Source organism: Pseudomonas sp. FW305-3-2-15-C-LB1 (assembly GCF_058787615.1).
Genome location: NZ_JBYSZX010000005.1, coordinates 317830 through 334405, shown reverse-complemented (window position 1 = coordinate 334405; position 16576 = coordinate 317830). Strand labels below are relative to the sequence as shown.

The following is a 16576-nucleotide window of genomic DNA, read 5'->3' as shown; positions in this document are numbered from 1 at the left end:
TACCTCACTTGGCGGTGGCGACCACCGTGTCCGGCTGCCAGCCACCCCCCAGGGCCTTGTAGATCGCGACGATGCCGCGATACAGGTCCACTTCGGCCTGGGCCTGGGAATCCTCGGCGGCCAGGCGCTCACGTTGCGCGTCCAGCAGCACCAGGAAGTCCACGGTGCCTTCGCGGTAGCGGATCGCGGCCAGGTCGGCGGCGGCGCGGCTGGATTCGCTTTGGCGGATCAGCGAAACCAGGCGTTGCTGACGCTTGCCGTAGTCGCTGAAGGCGTTCTCGGACTCTTCCAGGGCCAGCAGCACTTGCTGCTCGTAGGTCGCCAGGGCGCCATCCGCTTCGGCATCGGCGCCGCGCAAACGGGCGCGCACGCTGCCCAGGTCGAAGGCGGCCCAGGTGATGCTCGGGCCGAGGGCCCAGGCATTCGCGGCGGACGAGCCGATCTGGGAACCGCGCCCGGCGGTAAAGCCGAGGAAGCCGCTGAGGCTGACCCGTGGGAAGAGGTCGGCCTTGGCCACGCCGATACGCGCAGTGGCGGCGGCCAGTTTGCGTTCGGCGCTGAGGATGTCCGGGCGACGTTGCAGCAGTTGCCCCGGATCGCCAATCGGCAAGGCCTTGGCAATCGCCGGCAGGTCTTTCGGGCTCAGGTCGACTGTCAATTTGTCGGGACGCTGGCCGAGAAGGGTAGCGATGCGGTTACGCTCGCGCACTTGCTCGGCCTGCAGTTGCGGCACGCTGGCTTCGACCGCGGCGAGGCGTGCGTCGGCACGCTCCACGTCAAGTTGGTCGCCCACACCGGCATCGCGCAGGCTGACCGTGATGGCGCGCGATTCCTGCTGGTTCTTCAGGTTGTCCAAAGCAATGCGTTCACGCAGTTGCGCACCACGCAGCTGACCGTAGGCATCCACCAGTTCGGCAATCATGGTGACTTGCAACTGGTACAAGTCAGCCTCGGCGGCTTGCTGGTCGGCGTCGGTGGCTTCCAGGTTGCGCTGGATGCGACCGAACAGGTCCAGTTCCCAGGCCATGTCCAGACCGAGGTCGTAACGCTCACTGTTGACACGCTTGGTGGTCTGGCCCGGGATTTGACCCTTGGCCAGGTCACTGCTGGCGCGGCTGGTGATGGTCGGCATCGCGTCATTGCTGGCGTCATCGCGGATCGCTCGGGCCGCCCGCAGACGGGCAAAAGCGACGCGCAAATCACGGTTGCCTTGCAGCGATTGGGTCACCAACTGGTTGAGGGTCGGGTCTTCGAACTGCTGCCACCAAATGCCTTCGAACTTGGCGTGGTCATACTTTTTGGCGTCGGCAGCGGCCGTGATATTGGCCGCCTCCGGAGTCTGGGCTTTGTAGTCCGGGCCCACGGCACAGGCGCTCAGCGCCAGGACCAGCAAGCTCGGCAGGAATACTTTCACACTCATTGCTGTGTCTCCAGCTTCAAGGCCTTGGCCGCTTTGCGCGCTTCGCTGCGCTCCACAGAGCGACGGATCAGTACGTAGAACACTGGCGTCAGCAACAGACCGAAGAAGGTCACACCGATCATCCCGGAGAACACCGCCACGCCCATGGCATGACGCATCTCGGCACCGGCACCGCTGGACAACACCAGGGGTACCACACCCATGATGAAAGCGAACGAGGTCATCAGGATCGGCCGCAGACGCAGACGGCAGGCTTCCAGTACCGCAGCGAGCGGGTCGAGGCCTTCTGCCTGTTTATCCTTGGCGAACTCGACGATCAGAATCGCGTTCTTGCACGCCAGGCCCACCAGTACGATCAAGCCGATCTGGGTAAAGATGTTGTTGTCACCGCCCGAGATGATCACCCCGGTAATCGCCGACAACAGGGTCATCGGTACGATCAGGATCACCGCCAATGGCAGGCTCCAGCTTTCGTATTGGGCGGCCAGTACCAGGAACGCCAGCAGTACGCAGAGCGGGAACACGAACAGCGCGGTGTTGCCCGAGAGGATTTGCTGATAGGTCAGGTCGGTCCACTCGTAGGTCATGCCGTTGGGCAGTTCGTCTTTCAGCAGTTTCTCGATGGCCGCCTGTGCCTGGCCCGAACTGTAGCCCGGTGCAGCGTTGCCGTTGATTTCGGCGGTGATAAAGCCGTTGTAGTGCATCACGCGGTCCGGGCCCGAGGTGTCGCTGACCTTGATGAAGGTCGCCAGCGGGATCATTTCGCCTTTGTTGTTGCGCACTTTCAGTTGGCCGATCTGGTCTTCATCGAGGCGGAACTGTTGCTCAGCCTGCACGTTGACCTGGTAGGTCCGGCCGAAGCGGTTGAAGTCGTTGGCATACAACGAACCCAGGTAGATCTGCAGGGTGTCGAAGATGTCGCTGATCGCCACGCCGTGGGTCTTGGCCTTTTCACGGTCGATGGCGGCATCGACCTGGGGCACGTTGACCGTGTAGCTAGTGAACAGGCCGAACAGTTCCGGTGTGGTACGGCTCTTGGTGATGATGTTCTGCACTTCTTTGTACAGCTCGTCGTAACCCAGGTTGCCCCGGTCTTCGATCTGCAGGCGGAAGCCGCCGATCGTACCCAGGCCCTGTACCGGCGGCGGTGGGAAGATCGCCATGTAGGCTTCCTGGATGCTGCTGTACTTGCCGTTCAAGGCACCGGCAATCGCGCCGGCGGACATGCTCGGGTCTTTACGCTCGTCGAACGGCTTCAAGGTCACGAACACGATGCCGCTGTTCGGGCTGTTGGTGAAACCGTTGATCGACAGGCCCGGGAAGGCCACGGCGGCTTCCACGCCCGGTTGTTTCAGGGCGATGTCGGACATGCGCTTGATCACGTCCTCGGTACGGTCCAGGCTCGCGGCGTCCGGCAGTTGGGCGAAGGCCACCAGGTATTGCTTGTCCTGGGCCGGTACGAAACCGGTTGGCGTGTGGGCAAAGCCCAGCCAGGTCAGGACCATCAGGCCGGCATACAGGAACAGCGCGATACCACTGCCACGGATCACCCGGCGTACGGTACCGACGTAGCCATGGCTGGCCTTGTCGAAGAAGCGGTTGAACGGTTTGAACAACCAGCCACCCAGCAACTTGTCGAGGAACTTGGAGAACCCATCCTTCGGCGCGTTATGGCTCTTGAGCAACACCGCCGCCAGGGCAGGGGACAAGGTCAGCGAGTTGAACGCCGAGATCACCGTCGAGATCGCAATGGTCAAGGCGAACTGCTTGTAGAACTGCCCGGTCAAGCCGCTGATGAATGCCGCGGGCACGAACACCGCACACAGCACCAACGCAGTGGCGATGATCGGGCCGGTCACTTCGCTCATGGCTTTTTCAGTGGCCGGGAAGGGGTCCAGGCCCAGCTCGATGTTCCGCTCGACGTTCTCCACCACCACGATGGCGTCGTCCACCACGATACCGATGGCCAGTACCAGGCCGAACAGCGACAGCGCGTTGAGCGAGAAACCGAACAGGTGCATTACCGCAAACGTACCGATCAACGATACCGGCACCGCCACCAGCGGAATGATCGAGGCGCGCCAGGTCTGCAGGAACAGGATCACCACCAGCACAACCAGGATCAGCGCTTCGAACAGGGTATGCACCACCGCTTCGATGGAGCCACGCACAAAGATGGTCGGGTCATAGACGATGCTGTAGTCCATGCCTTGCGGGAAGCTCTTTTTCAGCTCTTCCATCTTGCCGCGCACTTCATTGGAGATCTCGATGGCGTTGGAGCCAGGGCGCTGGAAGATCGGGATGGCCACGGCCGGCTGATTGTTGAGCAACGAGCGCAGGGCGTATTGGCTGGAACCCAGCTCCACCCGAGCGATGTCTTTCAACCGCGTGATTTCACCGTTGGCGCCGGAGCGAATGATGATGTTCTCGAACTCTTCCTCGGTCACCAGGCGACCCTGGGTGTTCACCGACAACTGGAACGCGGTGGCGGTCGGCGCGGGTTGCGCACCCAGGGCACCGGCGGCCACTTGACGGTTCTGCTCGCGGATCGCGGTCACTACATCGGTCGCAGTCAGGTTGCGCGAAGCGGTCTTGTTCGGGTCCAGCCATACGCGCAGGGAGTAGTCGCCCATGCCGAACAGCTGCACGTCACCCACACCGCCGAGGCGCGCCAACTCATCCTTCACGTTGAGCAAGGCGTAGTTGGACAGGTAGAGCATGTCGTAGCGCTGATCCGGAGAGGTCAAGTGCACCACCATGGTCAGGTCGGGGGAGGCCTTGTCCACGGTGATACCGATGCGCGTCACTTCCTCAGGCAGTTTCGGCTGAGTCCGGGTCACACGGTTTTGCACTTGCACCTGCGCGTTGTCCAGGTCGGTGCCCAGGGCGAAGGTGATGGTCAGGGTCAGCTTGCCGTCGGCGGTCGACTGCGAGGACATGTACAGCATGTTCTCGACGCCGGTGATCGCCTGCTCGAGAGGTGCTGCCACGGTCTCACCGATGACCTTGGGGTTGGCGCCCGGGAAGTTGGCGCGCACCACCACGGTCGGCGGCACCACTTCCGGGTATTCGCTGATCGGCAATTGGAACAGCGAGATCGCACCGGCGATCAGGATCAACAGTGAGAGCACTGCTGCGAAGATCGGCCGCGAAATGAAGAACTTGGAAAAATTCATCTTGAGTCGTTTCCCTTAACCGCGTGGAGCTGCAACGGCTGCGAGCTTGGGCGCGGTTTTTTCCGGCGCCACTTGCTCCAGGTTGCTGGCTTCAAGTGCTTGTCGTTGTTGGGCCAAGGCGGCGAGGGTTTCCTTGCTGGCCATCGGAATGGTTTCCGGGGCGACCGGCGACCCTGGGCGCACACGCTGCAGACCCTTGACGATAATGGTGTCGTCCTTGTTCAGGCCGCTGCGCACGATGCGCAAACCTTCGATCTTCGGCCCCAGTTCCACTGCGCGGTAGGCCGGCTTGTCGCCTTCCATCACCAGCACGAACTTCTTGCCCAGGTCGGTGCCCACGGCTTCATCGTTGATCAGCACGGCAGAGTAGGTGCCGCTGCCGACCAGCTTCAGGCGGGCGTACAGGCCAGGGGTGTATTCGCCCTTGCTGTTGTCGAACACGGCGCGACCGCGGATGGTGCCGGTGGCCGGGTTGACCTGGTTGTCGACGAAGTTCATCTGGCCCAGGTGCGGGTTGCCGGTCTCGTTGGACAGGCCCAGGTACACCGGAGTGGTGGCGCCACGGCGGCCTTGGCGAGCCAGCTCGGTGTATTTGAGGAACACCCGCTCATCGGCGTCGAAGTAGGCGTAGACCTTGTCGGTGGAAACCACGCTGGTCAGCGCGGTGACGTCGGCGGTCACCAGGTTGCCGGCGGTGATTTCGGCACGGCTGACGCGGCCGCTGATCGGCGAAGTCACGCGGGTGAAGCTCAGGTTCAGCTTGGCCAGGTCCAGCTGCGCCTGGATCCCTGCGACGGCGGCGCGGGCTTCCTGGGCGGCGGTGGTGCGCGAGTCGGCCAGTTCAGCGGAGATCGCATTGCTCTGGCGCAGGCGTTCGCCACGTTGCGCTTCGTTATCGCTGCGGGTCGCGGCAGCTTTGGTTTGGGCAAGCTGGGCTTCAAGGCGACGCACTTCGGCCTGGAACGGACGCGGGTCGATCTGGAACAGCAGGTCGCCTTTCTTCACCAGCGCGCCTTCGGTGAAGGCCACCTGGTCGATCTGGCCGGACACGCGCGGACGGATCTGCACGGTTTCCGGGGCTTCCAGGCGACCGGTGAATTCATCCCACTCGTTGACCGGTTGCTCCAGCACCTTGGCCACGCTGACTTTGGCAGCTGGCATGGCGGCCGCTTGTTCCGGGGTTTTGCCGCACGCGCTCATCACCACTACCGCCAAAATGGCCAAGGGGAAGCGCAAATGTTTGAGTGACTGTTCCATGAGGTGCATCCGCCAATGTATTTGAGATGGGCGGATCATGCGCGGCGCTGTGCTATGTCACGAATCGAATGAAGCAAAGGTAACTATCATTCGGAATGATATAAGCGCGAGATTAGCCCTCTAGCATGGGGGTTTCGTTAGGGGGCTATCAATAGGCGTGATGACAAAGGTCTTTTGCCTGGGCTGTAAAGACAGGCGCGGAATATCCCTGGAGAGCCCGACGGTCGGGGGCGCGATGCTCGGGGATCGCGCCGTTGCCGACAACTGTTTCGCGTGGCACTGCGATACAGGTCTCACGCGGCGCTCGCAATGACCTGCCGGCCAGGGATGGCCGCAATCAATTCCCGCGTGTACTCGCTGGCCGGCCGATGGAAGATCTGCTCCACCGAACCCTGCTCGATCACCTGGCCATTGCGCAACACCAGCACCTCATGGGCAAAGTTGGCCACCACCGACAGGTCGTGGGACACCAGCACATACGCGATACCCATCTCCCGCTGCAGCTCTTCCAGCAGCTCAAGGATATGCGCCTGCACCGACACATCCAGCGCGCTCACTGGCTCGTCGAGCAACAACAGGTCAGGTTTCAATGCCAGGGCCCTGGCGATGGCGACGCGTTGGCACTGGCCGCCGGACAGCTCTCGCGGCAGCCGATCCAGGTAGCTGACCGGTAAATGCACGCGGTTGATCAACTCCCGGGCCGCCTGTTCCAGCGCGGCGCCCTTGAGCCGCCCGAAGGACGCCAGGGGTTCGACGATGCTGTCGAACACGGTGAAGCGTGGGTCCAGGGCGGCGAACGGGTTCTGTTGCACCAGTTGCAGGCGTTGGCGCAGTGGGCGGAAGTCGCGCCAGTTCAGGTGGGTGACGTCCTGTTGCTCGAACCAGACCTGGCCCTGGGTCGGTTTTTCCAGGCCGAGTGCGATGCGCAGCGCGGTGCTCTTGCCCGAGCCGGACTCACCGACGATGGCCAGGGTCTGGCCGGGATACACCTGCAGGTTGAGGTCCTCAAGAGCCACGAACGTTGATTCTTCGCCCTTGACCTGGGGCAGCGCAAATGTCTTGCCGATGTTTTTCAGGCTCAGGATCGGTGCCTGGGTCGAGTCGATGTGCGGCAAGGGCTCGCGCCGTTTGGCAAACGCCGGAGCGGCGGCAATCAGTGCCCGGGTGTAATCGTGTTGTGGCGCGCCAAGGATCCGGCCTGGCGTGCCCTGTTCGACCACTTCACCGTGTTGCATCACCAGGATCCGGTCGGCGCGGTCGGCGGCCACACCGAGGTCATGGGTGATGATCAACAGCGAAATCCCCCGTTCACTCACCAGGCGTTGCAAGTGGTCGAGGATCTTGCGCTGCACCGTCACGTCGAGGGCACTGGTGGGTTCGTCGGCGATGATCAAGCGCGGATTGCCCGCCAGGGCAATGGCGATCAGCACGCGTTGGCGCATGCCGCCGGAGAGTTCATGAGGGTACTGGCGCGCACGCTGTACGGGCTTTTCGATGCCCACCTGTTGTAACAGCTCGACAATGTCCGCATCGACGCCAGGGTAGCGTTTGCCCCTGGCCAGGATCAGCGCCTCGGCGATCTGCTGGCCCACGCGCAGGGTCGGGTTGAGGCTGACCATCGGGTCCTGGGGCACCAGGCCGATGGTGCGGCCGCGCAATGCGCGCTTTTGGCGTTCACTGGCGTGGGTCAGGTCGTGGCCATCTACCCACAGCTGGCCGGCGGTGATCTGCGCACTGTCCGGCAATAGACCGAGGATAGCGTTGGCCAGGGTCGATTTACCGGAGCCGGACTCGCCGACAATCGCCACGGTTTCGCCCTGGGCGATGTTCAGTGACAGGCGATTGACCGCCGTGTGGTCGTGCCGATAGCTGACGCTGAGTTGACGAACATCTACTAGAGCGCTCATCGCTGGATCTCCTCGAAGGTGCGGGCAATATGGTTGAGGCTGAACACCACGGCCACCAGGAACAGGCCGGGCAGCAGGGAAACCCAGGGAGCGGTGATCAGGAAGTGTCGACCGTTGGCGATCAGGGTGCCCCATTCCGCCGCTGGTGGCGCGGCGCCGAAACCGAGAAAGCTCAGGCCTGCGGTGGCCAGGATCGCGGCGCCGAAGTCCAGGGTCGCCAGCACGGCCACCGGCCCCCATGCGTTAGGCAGGATGTGCCGCAGCAAGGTGCGCCCCCAACTGGCACCGCCCAGGCGCGCGGCCTCGACGTAGGGCAGGGTCTTGACCCGCAGCACCTCGGCGCGGGTGGTGCGGGCAAACCCCGGAATAATGCCGATGCCCACGGCAATCGCCACCGGCACCGTGCCGAAGCCGATGGCCGTGACAATCGCCAGGGCCAGCAGCAGGCCGGGCAGGGCCAGCAGTACATCGACAAAGCGCATGATCACCGCGTCGATGCGCCCCCCGGCAAAACCCGACAGGATGCCCAGGCCCAGCCCGCCCAAGAGGGCGATGCCCACCGCAAGGAACGCCGCCAGGACCGATAGGCCGGCGCCATGCACCACCCGCGTATAGAGGTCGCGTCCCAGCTCATCGGTGCCAAACCAGTGGATCAGGTTGGGCGCGCGCAGTTTGTCGACGGGCGAGGTGGCGTAAGGATCGAAGCTGCTCAATACGTGCGGCGCCACAGCCGCCACCCATGCAAACACCACCACCAGCAGCGCCAGGCTGAACCCAGGTCGTCGCAACAGGGGCAACACCGTCGCCGCCACGCGTTGCAGGCGGCTGCGGCGGCGCCACGGCGCAGGGCTGGCCGGGAGGGGATTGCGGCCCAGGTTCTGCTCAAGGACAGTCATGGTCTAGGACACCTTTGGGATGTGGGAGATGCGCGGGTCGAACCACGGGTACAACAGGTCGACCAACAGGTTTACAAGGACAAAAGCCGCCGCCGATACCGAAACGATCGCGAGCACTACCGGAATGTCCTGGCGCAGCACCGCTTCCTGGGCCAGGCGGCCAATGCCGGAGCGCGCGAAGATGGTCTCCACCAACACCGCGCCCGACACGGTATTGCCCACCTGCAAGCCGATCAGGGTGAGAATCGGCAGCGCCGCATTCTTGAACCCATGCCGCGCCTGCACCTGGCCACGGCTCAGGCCCTTGGCGTAGGCGGTGGTGATATAGGACTCTTTCCAGACCCCCTGGAAACTGCGTTGCAGCACCTGGGCGTATACCGCCGCACTCGGAATCGCCAGGGTAATCGCCGGCAGTACCAGGCTTTCCAGGCCCCGGCTGCCGGTGGCAGGGAACCAGCCGAGGCCGAAGGCAAACACCTGGATCAGCAACAGCCCCATCCAGAACACCGGCACCGAAAAGCCCAGGGACGGCAGGCGTGCCAGCGCTTTCTTCAGCGGTTGCCAACGGATGTAGGCGGTCAGGTAGGCCAGGCCGATTCCGCCGAGCAACGACAACACGATGGCCAGGCCCGCCAGGGACAGGGTCTGCGGCAGGCGTTCGGCAAGCAACTCGGCCACCGGGCGATTCAGTGAAAGCGACTGCCCGAAATCCCCCCGCAACGCCCCCGACAGCAGATCGACATACTGCTCGAACAGGCCTTTATCCAGGCCGTAGTAGGCCCGCGCCTTGGCCAGGTCCTCGACCGACAGCGCGTCGGCCTCCATGCCCGACGCGCTCAGCATGATCGACAAGGTGTCGCCCGGCAGCAGATACAGAATGAAATAGGTGATGCTGTAGGCCCCCCACAGCACCAGCAGCGCCTGGCCGATGCGGCCGATCAGGTAGCGGCTCATGGCGTGCCGATCTCGATATCACCCAGCAGCGCGAAGCCTTCGGCGGTCCAGCGGAAGTTTTTTACCTTGGGCGAGGTCGCCGCCTGCCACACGCGCTCATACACCGGGAACGCGGAGCTTTCATCGATGAGTAAATCCTGCAGGCTGCCGTAGGCGGCAGCGCGTTGCGGGGCTTGGGTGGCCGTGATGCCGGCGTCGAACAAGCCCTTGGCCTTTTCCAGCACCGCCGGTTCATAGGTGTTGGTGGCCAGCGTGGAACTGTTGGCGCTGCGTGGATCGAGGATGGTCTGCAGGATGATCGGGTCGGCACGGGTCATGTAGTTGATGGTCAGGTCATAGTTGCCCGCCGAGTTGTTGGCGACCCACTCGGCGCGAGTGACCACGCTGAGTTTCAACTCGATGCCGACCTTGCGCAGTTGGTCCTGGATCAGCACGTCGCCCGCGGTCTCGGCCGGGGTGATGTTGTAGCTCAGGCTCAGGCGCTTGCCGTTCTTTTGCCGGTAACCATCCGCACCCTTGATCCAGCCGGCTTGCTCCAGCAGTTGCTCGGCGCCTGCCGGGTCATAGGCCAGCTTGGCGCCCTGGCTTTTGAAGTACGGCGTGGTCACATCGAAGATGCCGTCCACCACCGGGAACTCAGCGTTGTAGACGGTGCTGGCGTAGCTCTTGCGGTCGAGGGCCTTTTGCAGCGCCAGGCGCACGTGCCGGTCGGCCAGGATCCGCTCGCCACGGGTATTGGGGTACAGGTTCAGCGCCGGCCCCGGCAGCGAACGGCTCTGAATGGTCGCGCCCTTGGACTGGAACAGCTTCAGGTCGACCTCCGAGAACGGGTTGCGCGGCCACAGGATGTCGGCCTTGCCTTGCAGGAACAGGCCGTTGCGCACGCTTTCTTCGGGGATGTAGCTGATGTCCACCGCGTCCAGGTGCGCTTCACCCGGGTTTTTCATATTGGCCGAGGCCCAGGCGTAGCCCTTGCGCTTGGTCAGGTGCGCACCGACTTCCGGCGTGTAGCTGGCCAGTACGAACGGCCCGGTGCCGATGATCTTACCCAGGGAGCGTTCCTTCACGCTCAGCGCGTAGGAAGCCGGCGCGAGGATCGCCAGGTTGGTGGTGGAGGTAGCTTGCAGGAAACCCGCATTGGGCTTGGACAGCACCAGCTTGACGGTGAAGTCGTCCACCACCTCGGCGTGGTCGAAGCCTGCCAGGTAGGTGGCGCCGAAGGTGGCCGGCAATTCGGTGGCCAGTGCCTTGTCGCTGTCGAAGGCGGTTTTAACCGCCTTGGCGTCGAAGCGCTCGCCGTTGCTGAAGGTCACGTCCTCACGCAGGTGGAAGGTATAGGTCAGGGCGTCGTCACTCACTTCCCAGCGTTTGGCCAGCCACGGAATGATCTGGCCGGTCTGCGGGTCCTGGTCGGTCAGGGACTCGGCCACGTTGCGCAGCAGCACGCGGTGCTCCAGCCAATACACCTGGAACGGATCGACGCTGACCAGGGTGGTGTTATCGCCGAAAAACGCGATGTTCAGGGTCTTGCCCGCCTGGGTGTCATGCCCGGGCGAGCAGGCGGCAAGGCTCAGCGCCAGGGCGCAGGGGGCCAGCAGACGGCTCATCAAGTTGGCGGTATTCAATGGTGTGCCCTCATGTGGCGTGTGGATCAGAAGTCGTAGGCGAGCTTGGTGTACCAGTAGCCGCCGCCGGGGTAGAACGGCGGGTTGCCGTAGGCCGCGAGGCCGAGGTTGCTGTACACCGCGTGTTTGTCGGGGCGCACGTCGAAGATATTGGTGCCGCCGATGCTCACGGTGAGGCTGTCGACGAAGGTGTAGCTGACGTCCAGGTCGGTGATCCATTTGGCGCCGAAGCTGCGGTCGCCCGTCGGGTTGACGGCCAGGGTCTTGACCGCGCCGTAGCGCGCGGTTTGCAGGTTGACGGCCAGGTCCCGCACCTTCCAGTTGGCACCCAGGATCCACTTGGTCTTGGGAGAGGCGTCGGTCAGGTCGCCTTCGCGGTCGCGGCCGACCAGGGTCACGCCTGAGCCAGCCAGTGCCGCCGGCGTATCGCGAGTGCCTTCAATCGTGGTCTTGTTCCAGTTGAAGCCCAGGCTCCAGCGCACATCGCCCCAGGCCTCCAGCGGCGTGGTGTGGTCGGCCACCACGTCCAGGCCCCTGGTGCGGGTGTCGAAGGCGTTGGTGTAGTAGTTGACCCAGGTACCGGTGGGTACGCCCTGGGCGGCGAGAATGGCGTTGATCGCTCCGTTGCCACGGTCGTAGATATTGCTGGTCAGGGCGATGCGGTCATCGATGTCGATCAGGTAGGCGTCGGCGGTGACGCTGGTGCGTGGCGCCGGCTGCCAGGTCAGGCCCAGCCCCAGGTTGCGCGATTTCTCCGGCTTGAGGTCATCGCCGCCCAGCGCCTTGGCCAGGTTGCTGCCGGACGGCGTCAGGCGCGTCACGGCCGGCACCACGTTGCCGTTCACATCGGTCGCCACGCGGTTGTCGGCCACGGTGTAGCCGATCTGGGTCAGGGAGGGGGCGCGGAAACCGGTGCCCACTGTGCCGCGTACAGCCACGCTGTCGGTGAGTTCGTAGCGTGAGTTCACTTTCAGGCCGAAGGTGTTGCCCGAGTCATCGTCGTAGTGCTCGACCCGCCCGGCGACGTCAAGAAACCAGCGGTCCGTCAGGTCGAAACCCAGGTCCAGGTAGCCGGCGTAGTTATTGCGGATCAGGCTGACTTCATCTTCCTGGCGAATCGTCACCGCCGCCTGTGCGCCCGATGCGGCGGGGTAGGTGCCGGTGATATAGGCCTCGCGCTCGCCGGCAAACGTGCTGAAATGTTCCCAGCGGTGTTCCAGGCCGGCGGAGACCTGCACCGGCGGCGTCAGGTTGAACAGGCTGTCGTAGCGGCGGGTGAAGTCTAGGTTGTTGACCCACTGCTCGAAGCGGAAGGTCGCCAGGTTGTCGAATTTGGTCGGCGACGCCGTGCCCAGCGACGGGTTGATATTCAGGTCGCTGGAGTGGTGCACGTTGTTGCGCCCGTAGGTGGTGCTCAGGTCCCAGTTCCAGTCGGCCACCAGGCCCTTGCCGCCGAACAGCAACTGGTAGTCGCGGTCCTTGATGTTGTTGAGCGGGAAGTAACCGTCGGGAAACACCTCGGGCACTGCCGCCGTGCCCGTGGGCAGGCGAAAGTAGTTGGCGGCCTCGGCATCGCGTTCGCCGTAGGTGGAGAACGAATACAGTGTCAGGTCTTCCAGCGGCAGTTCGGCGTTGTAGGCCAGGTTGAAGGCCTTGAGGTCCGGGTCGCCGTTCTTGATCGCCACCCGGTCCCAGGCCGCTTCCTTGGCTGGGTCAGCGAACGCTCGCACGCTGCTGTCGGCCTTGTCGTTCCACGATGCGCTGCCACGTTTGCGCGCATCGGCGGAGAAGTGAAAGAAGCCGCCCTGGCCCAGTTCGAAGCCCTGGTCGCCCGCGACCTTGATGGTCTCGCCCTGGCCGGAATACAACTGACCGTAGCTGGTCTCCAGGTGGCCGCCGCTCTTCCCGGACTTGAGGATGATATTGATCACGCCAGCGACTGCATCGGAACCGTACTGCGCGGCAGCGCTGTCCTTGAGCACCTCGATATGGTCCACCGCGCTGACCGGGATCAGGTCGATGTCCACCGCATTCGCACCGCTGTTATCGATGGAACCGCGCTGGCCGGTGGCGCCGTTATGCCGGCGTTTACCGTTGACCAGCACCAGGGTGTAGGCCGGCCCCAGGCTGCGGTTGCTCAGCGGGCGGGTCACCGAGTTATAGCCGGCGATGTTGGTGCCGAAGTTGAACGACGGCAGCAGTTTGGCGATGGCTTCGGACAACTCGGCGCGGCCGGTCTTGAGCAACTGGTCGCTGTTGATCACATCGATCGGCGCCGGGCTGTCGGCCACCGTGCGTTGCTGGCCACGCAGACCGGTGGAAATCACAGTGACGGTGTCGAGCTTGGCGTCTTCGGCAAAAGAGGGTGCTGCAGTCAGGAGCAGGGAGCCGGTCAGGAGTGAAAGAGGTAATTTCTTGAGGGGCGTGGGGAAGGCGATGTCGGGCATGGAGGTAACCTGGAGGGTGTGGATGCGTCCTCCGCCAGGTATGGGGTCGGTCTGTGAAATGAAGATATATCTATAAAAAACCTTGTGGAAAGTCTTTTTTGGAATAAGCTAATTATCAGTTAATATTATTTATATCTGAAATAAAATTACCTATTTTTATTATGTGAAAAACAGGCGCGCTGCTTATCGCCAATGTCGACTACATTCCAAGGGAGGTTCCCTTACGGAGAAGACGATCATGTTCAAACCCCGCACGCTGGCGGTTGCTGTTACGTGCCTCGCTTTGGCCCTGGGCCCGGTGGCGGCGGTGGCCGACCCTGGCAACGGCAAGGGCCAGGGATCCGCAAAGGGCAACGCACAGGGCGGCCAGGGTCATGGCAACCAGGGCCATAAGGGCAAAGGCGCAGACGCCGATGATAGGGGGCACGGCCCCAGTATCGACCGTGGCGGCATCCTGGGGGTGCTTGGTGGCTATCGTGACTACTGGAGCCCAGGCCCATCACTGCCGCCTGGCATACAGAAGAAGTTAGCGCGAGGCAAACCGCTGCCTCCAGGCATTGCCAAGAAGCTCGATGGGCGCCTGCTGGGCAGGCTGCCGCATTATGACGGCTACGAATGGCAGCAGGCGGGCACCGATCTGATCCTCGTGGCTATTGCTTCCGGCCTTATTTATGAGGTGCTCGAAGGGGCTTTCGATTAGGGCGCTGGAGCCTGACGGTGGGGGCGCCGTAACGCGGTCGAACAGATTGAATTTACCGGGAAGGGTGCGTGCACAAGTTCACTGGCACAGTCGGATGATGACTCAGGCTCGACGCTTTCCAGCCATCAAGCCTGCACCGCTGGGCCTTTCAACTCGATCTGATTATCATCAGGATCATTGAGATACATCGATAACCCGGTTCCCTCCGCGCCATACCGCATCACGGCCGCTTCAGCGGATACCCCGGCCGCCGCCAGGTGCTGGAGAATGGCGTGTTCATCGAACGGCTCGACCCGCAGGCAAACGTGATCGACATTGTGTCTTTGCTTGCCTGCCGGCTGTCCACCCTGACGCCCGATCGGCCCGTTCACATCAACCAGGTCAATCATGGATGTGCCAGCGCTCAGGTGAATCATGCCGAGGTCGTCACGGCGTTTTTTGACATCACACCCCAGCACGGATGTGTAGAACGCCAGGCTGCGCTCAATGTCCTTGACCCGCAAAACAACGTGATCGATACGTTGAAGGGTAAAACTGCGCATTTCCATCACTCCTGATTCTTGCCGTTGTCGAATGGGACAGTGTTCAGGGTAGCCGTGTTCAGGGTAGCCGCAGTTTGTCTTATGTTTCTGCCTCGCATTGCCAAATACACCTGCCGGGTCAGGCACACTGAGCGGCAACGAGTCTGTGATGCGCATCGCCTCGGACCTCGGATACGCCAACGCCAGCGGGGGCTATCCGAATTCCTTGCCCGATTCAAAGTTACAGGCCTGGCAATCAGAGATCATAAACTCCGTAAAGAATATGCCTGAGGGATCGGCCAAAGCAGCCGCGGAGAGTGCACTCAAGGCTGGCAGGGTCGAAGGCTGGATAATCAATGGCCGCAATAGGCTAGAGGCAGATAACGTGAAAGAGTGGTCGTCGCTGTGCAGATCGAAGGCGGGTGCGACCTACCGTCAGATAAAAGAGGCGCTTGGCGCTCTTGGTTCTGACAGGTTAATGGAGTACGCCTCTTATCGTGTTATGTCTGACGGTGCATTTGTTCATAAAGGCTTGGAAAGCGCATCGGCTGTTTATTATTTTCGGTCGCATGACATTGCTGATGATGAGATGCCTTACGCGATACTGTGGAAGCTTTTCAGTGTTTGATTTAATGAACGTCAGGGTCCTGCGGTCAGGTTGAAGGGGTCGTACGCGACTCCCGAAAGTCGACATTTGCAGTCCCCGGTTGGTGTTTCAACGAAGGTGTATGCAGAGCAGTATGTCGGGCCTGAGATTGCTACGGCAGTGCCATCGCTGCACTCTCACTGTTCTTTTTTGTACGGGGTAACGCATGGACTGGAGTGATGTGCGGGTCTTTCTCGCGATTGCCCGCAGCGGGTCGCTGGGCGCTGCCGCCAAGCAGTTGGGTGTCAGCCATCCGACCGTGGGGCGACGCTTGCAGGTGCTTGAGCAGTCCAGTGGCCAACCCATTTTCCTGCGTACCACCCAGGGTCTGGTTCTGACCGACAGCGGAGAAAAGCTGCTCAGTCTGGCGCAGGAAATGGAGCAAAGTGCCTTGGCAATCGAAAGGCGCCTTGCGGGGGACAGCGCACAGCCAGAAGGTGTGTTGCGCATTTCTTGCGCCGACTGGTTCGCCTGTTATGTGCTGGCCCCGGTCCTGAATGAACTGGGACGACGTTATCCGCTGATCGTGCCCGAGGTCATCGCAGGACATCGATTGTTTGACCTGGCTCGTCGCGATGCCGACATTGCCTTTCGGATCGTTCCTTTCACCGAACCCGATATTGTCCACCGCAAACTGACTACCTTGAGCTACGGGTTATACGCGGCCGTCGGATCCGCTGACCCCGAGCCGCAGGGCGACGGGGTGGGTTTGATCACCATGAGTGTTGCCCAGTCTCACTATCCCGATGTGCAATGGCTGCAGCAACGTTACCCTCTGGCCCGTAAGGTGTTCACCAGTAGCAGCCGCACAGCCCAGGCGCACATGTGCGCGCAAGGGCAGGGTGTCGCCGTATTGCCTCGCGTCCTGGGCGACCAGTTGACGGCGCTGCGGCTGATTGATCCGCATGAACCGCCACCGGGTCGCGACATCTGGATGGGTTACCACCAGGACATGCGGCAGATGGACAGTCTTCGTGCCCTTGCCGACCTTGCCTCGAGCATGATCGGCTCGCAGCAGGGCCGATGA

Annotated in this window: 12 protein-coding genes; 3 read left to right on the top strand and 9 right to left on the bottom strand. The window is 62.5% G+C overall.

What is annotated here, in order from left to right:
• Nucleotides 1-4 precede the first annotated feature (4 nt).
• From AC3WP7_RS13005 to AC3WP7_RS12970, 8 genes are all read right to left on the bottom strand, one after another.
• Nucleotides 5-1420 (bottom strand): efflux transporter outer membrane subunit, encoded by a 1416-nt coding sequence (locus AC3WP7_RS13005; protein WP_102592368.1) that lies wholly within the window; start codon nt 1418-1420, stop codon nt 5-7.
• Nucleotides 1417-4596: an efflux RND transporter permease subunit gene (locus tag AC3WP7_RS13000; protein ID WP_071488416.1), complete on the bottom strand. Its 3180-nt coding sequence runs from the start codon at nt 4594-4596 to the stop codon at nt 1417-1419. Before AC3WP7_RS13000 ends, AC3WP7_RS13005 begins: the two co-directional genes overlap by 4 nt.
• A gap of 15 nt (nt 4597-4611) precedes the next feature.
• Nucleotides 4612-5853: a multidrug efflux RND transporter periplasmic adaptor subunit MexE gene (mexE, locus tag AC3WP7_RS12995; protein ID WP_071488457.1), complete on the bottom strand. Its 1242-nt coding sequence runs from the start codon at nt 5851-5853 to the stop codon at nt 4612-4614.
• 293 nt (nt 5854-6146) lie between these two features.
• Nucleotides 6147-7760 (bottom strand): dipeptide ABC transporter ATP-binding protein, encoded by a 1614-nt coding sequence (locus AC3WP7_RS12990; protein ID WP_102592367.1) that lies wholly within the window; start codon nt 7758-7760, stop codon nt 6147-6149.
• Entirely contained in the window at nt 7757-8656 is a 900-nt protein-coding gene (locus AC3WP7_RS12985; protein ID WP_093513208.1) for an ABC transporter permease, read from the bottom strand. Before AC3WP7_RS12985 ends, AC3WP7_RS12990 begins: the two co-directional genes overlap by 4 nt.
• Before the next feature lie 3 nt (nt 8657-8659).
• Nucleotides 8660-9610 (bottom strand): ABC transporter permease, encoded by a 951-nt coding sequence (locus AC3WP7_RS12980; protein ID WP_093120951.1) that lies wholly within the window; start codon nt 9608-9610, stop codon nt 8660-8662.
• The gene (locus AC3WP7_RS12975; RefSeq protein ID WP_172963334.1) at nt 9607-11217 is read right to left on the bottom strand and encodes an ABC transporter substrate-binding protein; all 1611 of its coding nucleotides are present in this window, start codon (nt 11215-11217) and stop codon (nt 9607-9609) included. The genes AC3WP7_RS12980 and AC3WP7_RS12975 overlap by 4 nt, the downstream gene beginning before the upstream one ends.
• A gap of 44 nt (nt 11218-11261) precedes the next feature.
• Nucleotides 11262-13682, bottom strand: coding sequence for a TonB-dependent receptor plug domain-containing protein (locus tag AC3WP7_RS12970; RefSeq protein WP_102592365.1), 2421 nt, complete (start codon nt 13680-13682; stop codon nt 11262-11264).
• Nucleotides 13683-13920: 238 nt separating this feature from the next.
• On the opposite strand from AC3WP7_RS12970, the gene AC3WP7_RS12965 reads away from it, so the two are divergent.
• The gene (locus AC3WP7_RS12965; protein ID WP_093120954.1) at nt 13921-14382 is read left to right on the top strand and encodes an anti-virulence regulator CigR family protein; all 462 of its coding nucleotides are present in this window, start codon (nt 13921-13923) and stop codon (nt 14380-14382) included.
• A gap of 125 nt (nt 14383-14507) precedes the next feature.
• Here the strand turns inward: AC3WP7_RS12965 and AC3WP7_RS12960 are convergent, their stop codons facing one another.
• A complete protein-coding gene (locus AC3WP7_RS12960; protein ID WP_093530252.1) occupies nt 14508-14924 on the bottom strand; it encodes a VOC family protein in 417 nt (138 codons plus the stop codon).
• A 148-nt stretch (nt 14925-15072) separates the two neighbouring features.
• On the opposite strand from AC3WP7_RS12960, the gene AC3WP7_RS12955 reads away from it, so the two are divergent.
• Entirely contained in the window at nt 15073-15531 is a 459-nt protein-coding gene (locus tag AC3WP7_RS12955) for a hypothetical protein (protein ID WP_175538839.1), read from the top strand.
• A gap of 184 nt (nt 15532-15715) precedes the next feature.
• Entirely contained in the window at nt 15716-16576 is an 861-nt protein-coding gene (locus AC3WP7_RS12950) for a LysR family transcriptional regulator (protein ID WP_092250113.1), read from the top strand.

Coding starts and splice junctions, on each gene's coding strand:
- AC3WP7_RS13005 (WP_102592368.1), bottom strand. CDS start 1,420: ATGAGTGTGAAAGTATTCCTGCCGAGCTTGCTGGTCCTGGCGCTGAGC.
- AC3WP7_RS13000 (WP_071488416.1), bottom strand. CDS start 4,596: ATGAATTTTTCCAAGTTCTTCATTTCGCGGCCGATCTTCGCAGCAGTG.
- mexE (WP_071488457.1), bottom strand. CDS start 5,853: ATGGAACAGTCACTCAAACATTTGCGCTTCCCCTTGGCCATTTTGGCG.
- AC3WP7_RS12990 (WP_102592367.1), bottom strand. CDS start 7,760: ATGAGCGCTCTAGTAGATGTTCGTCAACTCAGCGTCAGCTATCGGCAC.
- AC3WP7_RS12985 (WP_093513208.1), bottom strand. CDS start 8,656: ATGACTGTCCTTGAGCAGAACCTGGGCCGCAATCCCCTCCCGGCCAGC.
- AC3WP7_RS12980 (WP_093120951.1), bottom strand. CDS start 9,610: ATGAGCCGCTACCTGATCGGCCGCATCGGCCAGGCGCTGCTGGTGCTG.
- AC3WP7_RS12975 (WP_172963334.1), bottom strand. CDS start 11,217: ATGAGCCGTCTGCTGGCCCCCTGCGCCCTGGCGCTGAGCCTTGCCGCC.
- AC3WP7_RS12970 (WP_102592365.1), bottom strand. CDS start 13,682: ATGCCCGACATCGCCTTCCCCACGCCCCTCAAGAAATTACCTCTTTCA.
- AC3WP7_RS12965 (WP_093120954.1), top strand. CDS start 13,921: ATGTTCAAACCCCGCACGCTGGCGGTTGCTGTTACGTGCCTCGCTTTG.
- AC3WP7_RS12960 (WP_093530252.1), bottom strand. CDS start 14,924: ATGCGCAGTTTTACCCTTCAACGTATCGATCACGTTGTTTTGCGGGTC.
- AC3WP7_RS12955 (WP_175538839.1), top strand. CDS start 15,073: ATGCGCATCGCCTCGGACCTCGGATACGCCAACGCCAGCGGGGGCTAT.
- AC3WP7_RS12950 (WP_092250113.1), top strand. CDS start 15,716: ATGGACTGGAGTGATGTGCGGGTCTTTCTCGCGATTGCCCGCAGCGGG.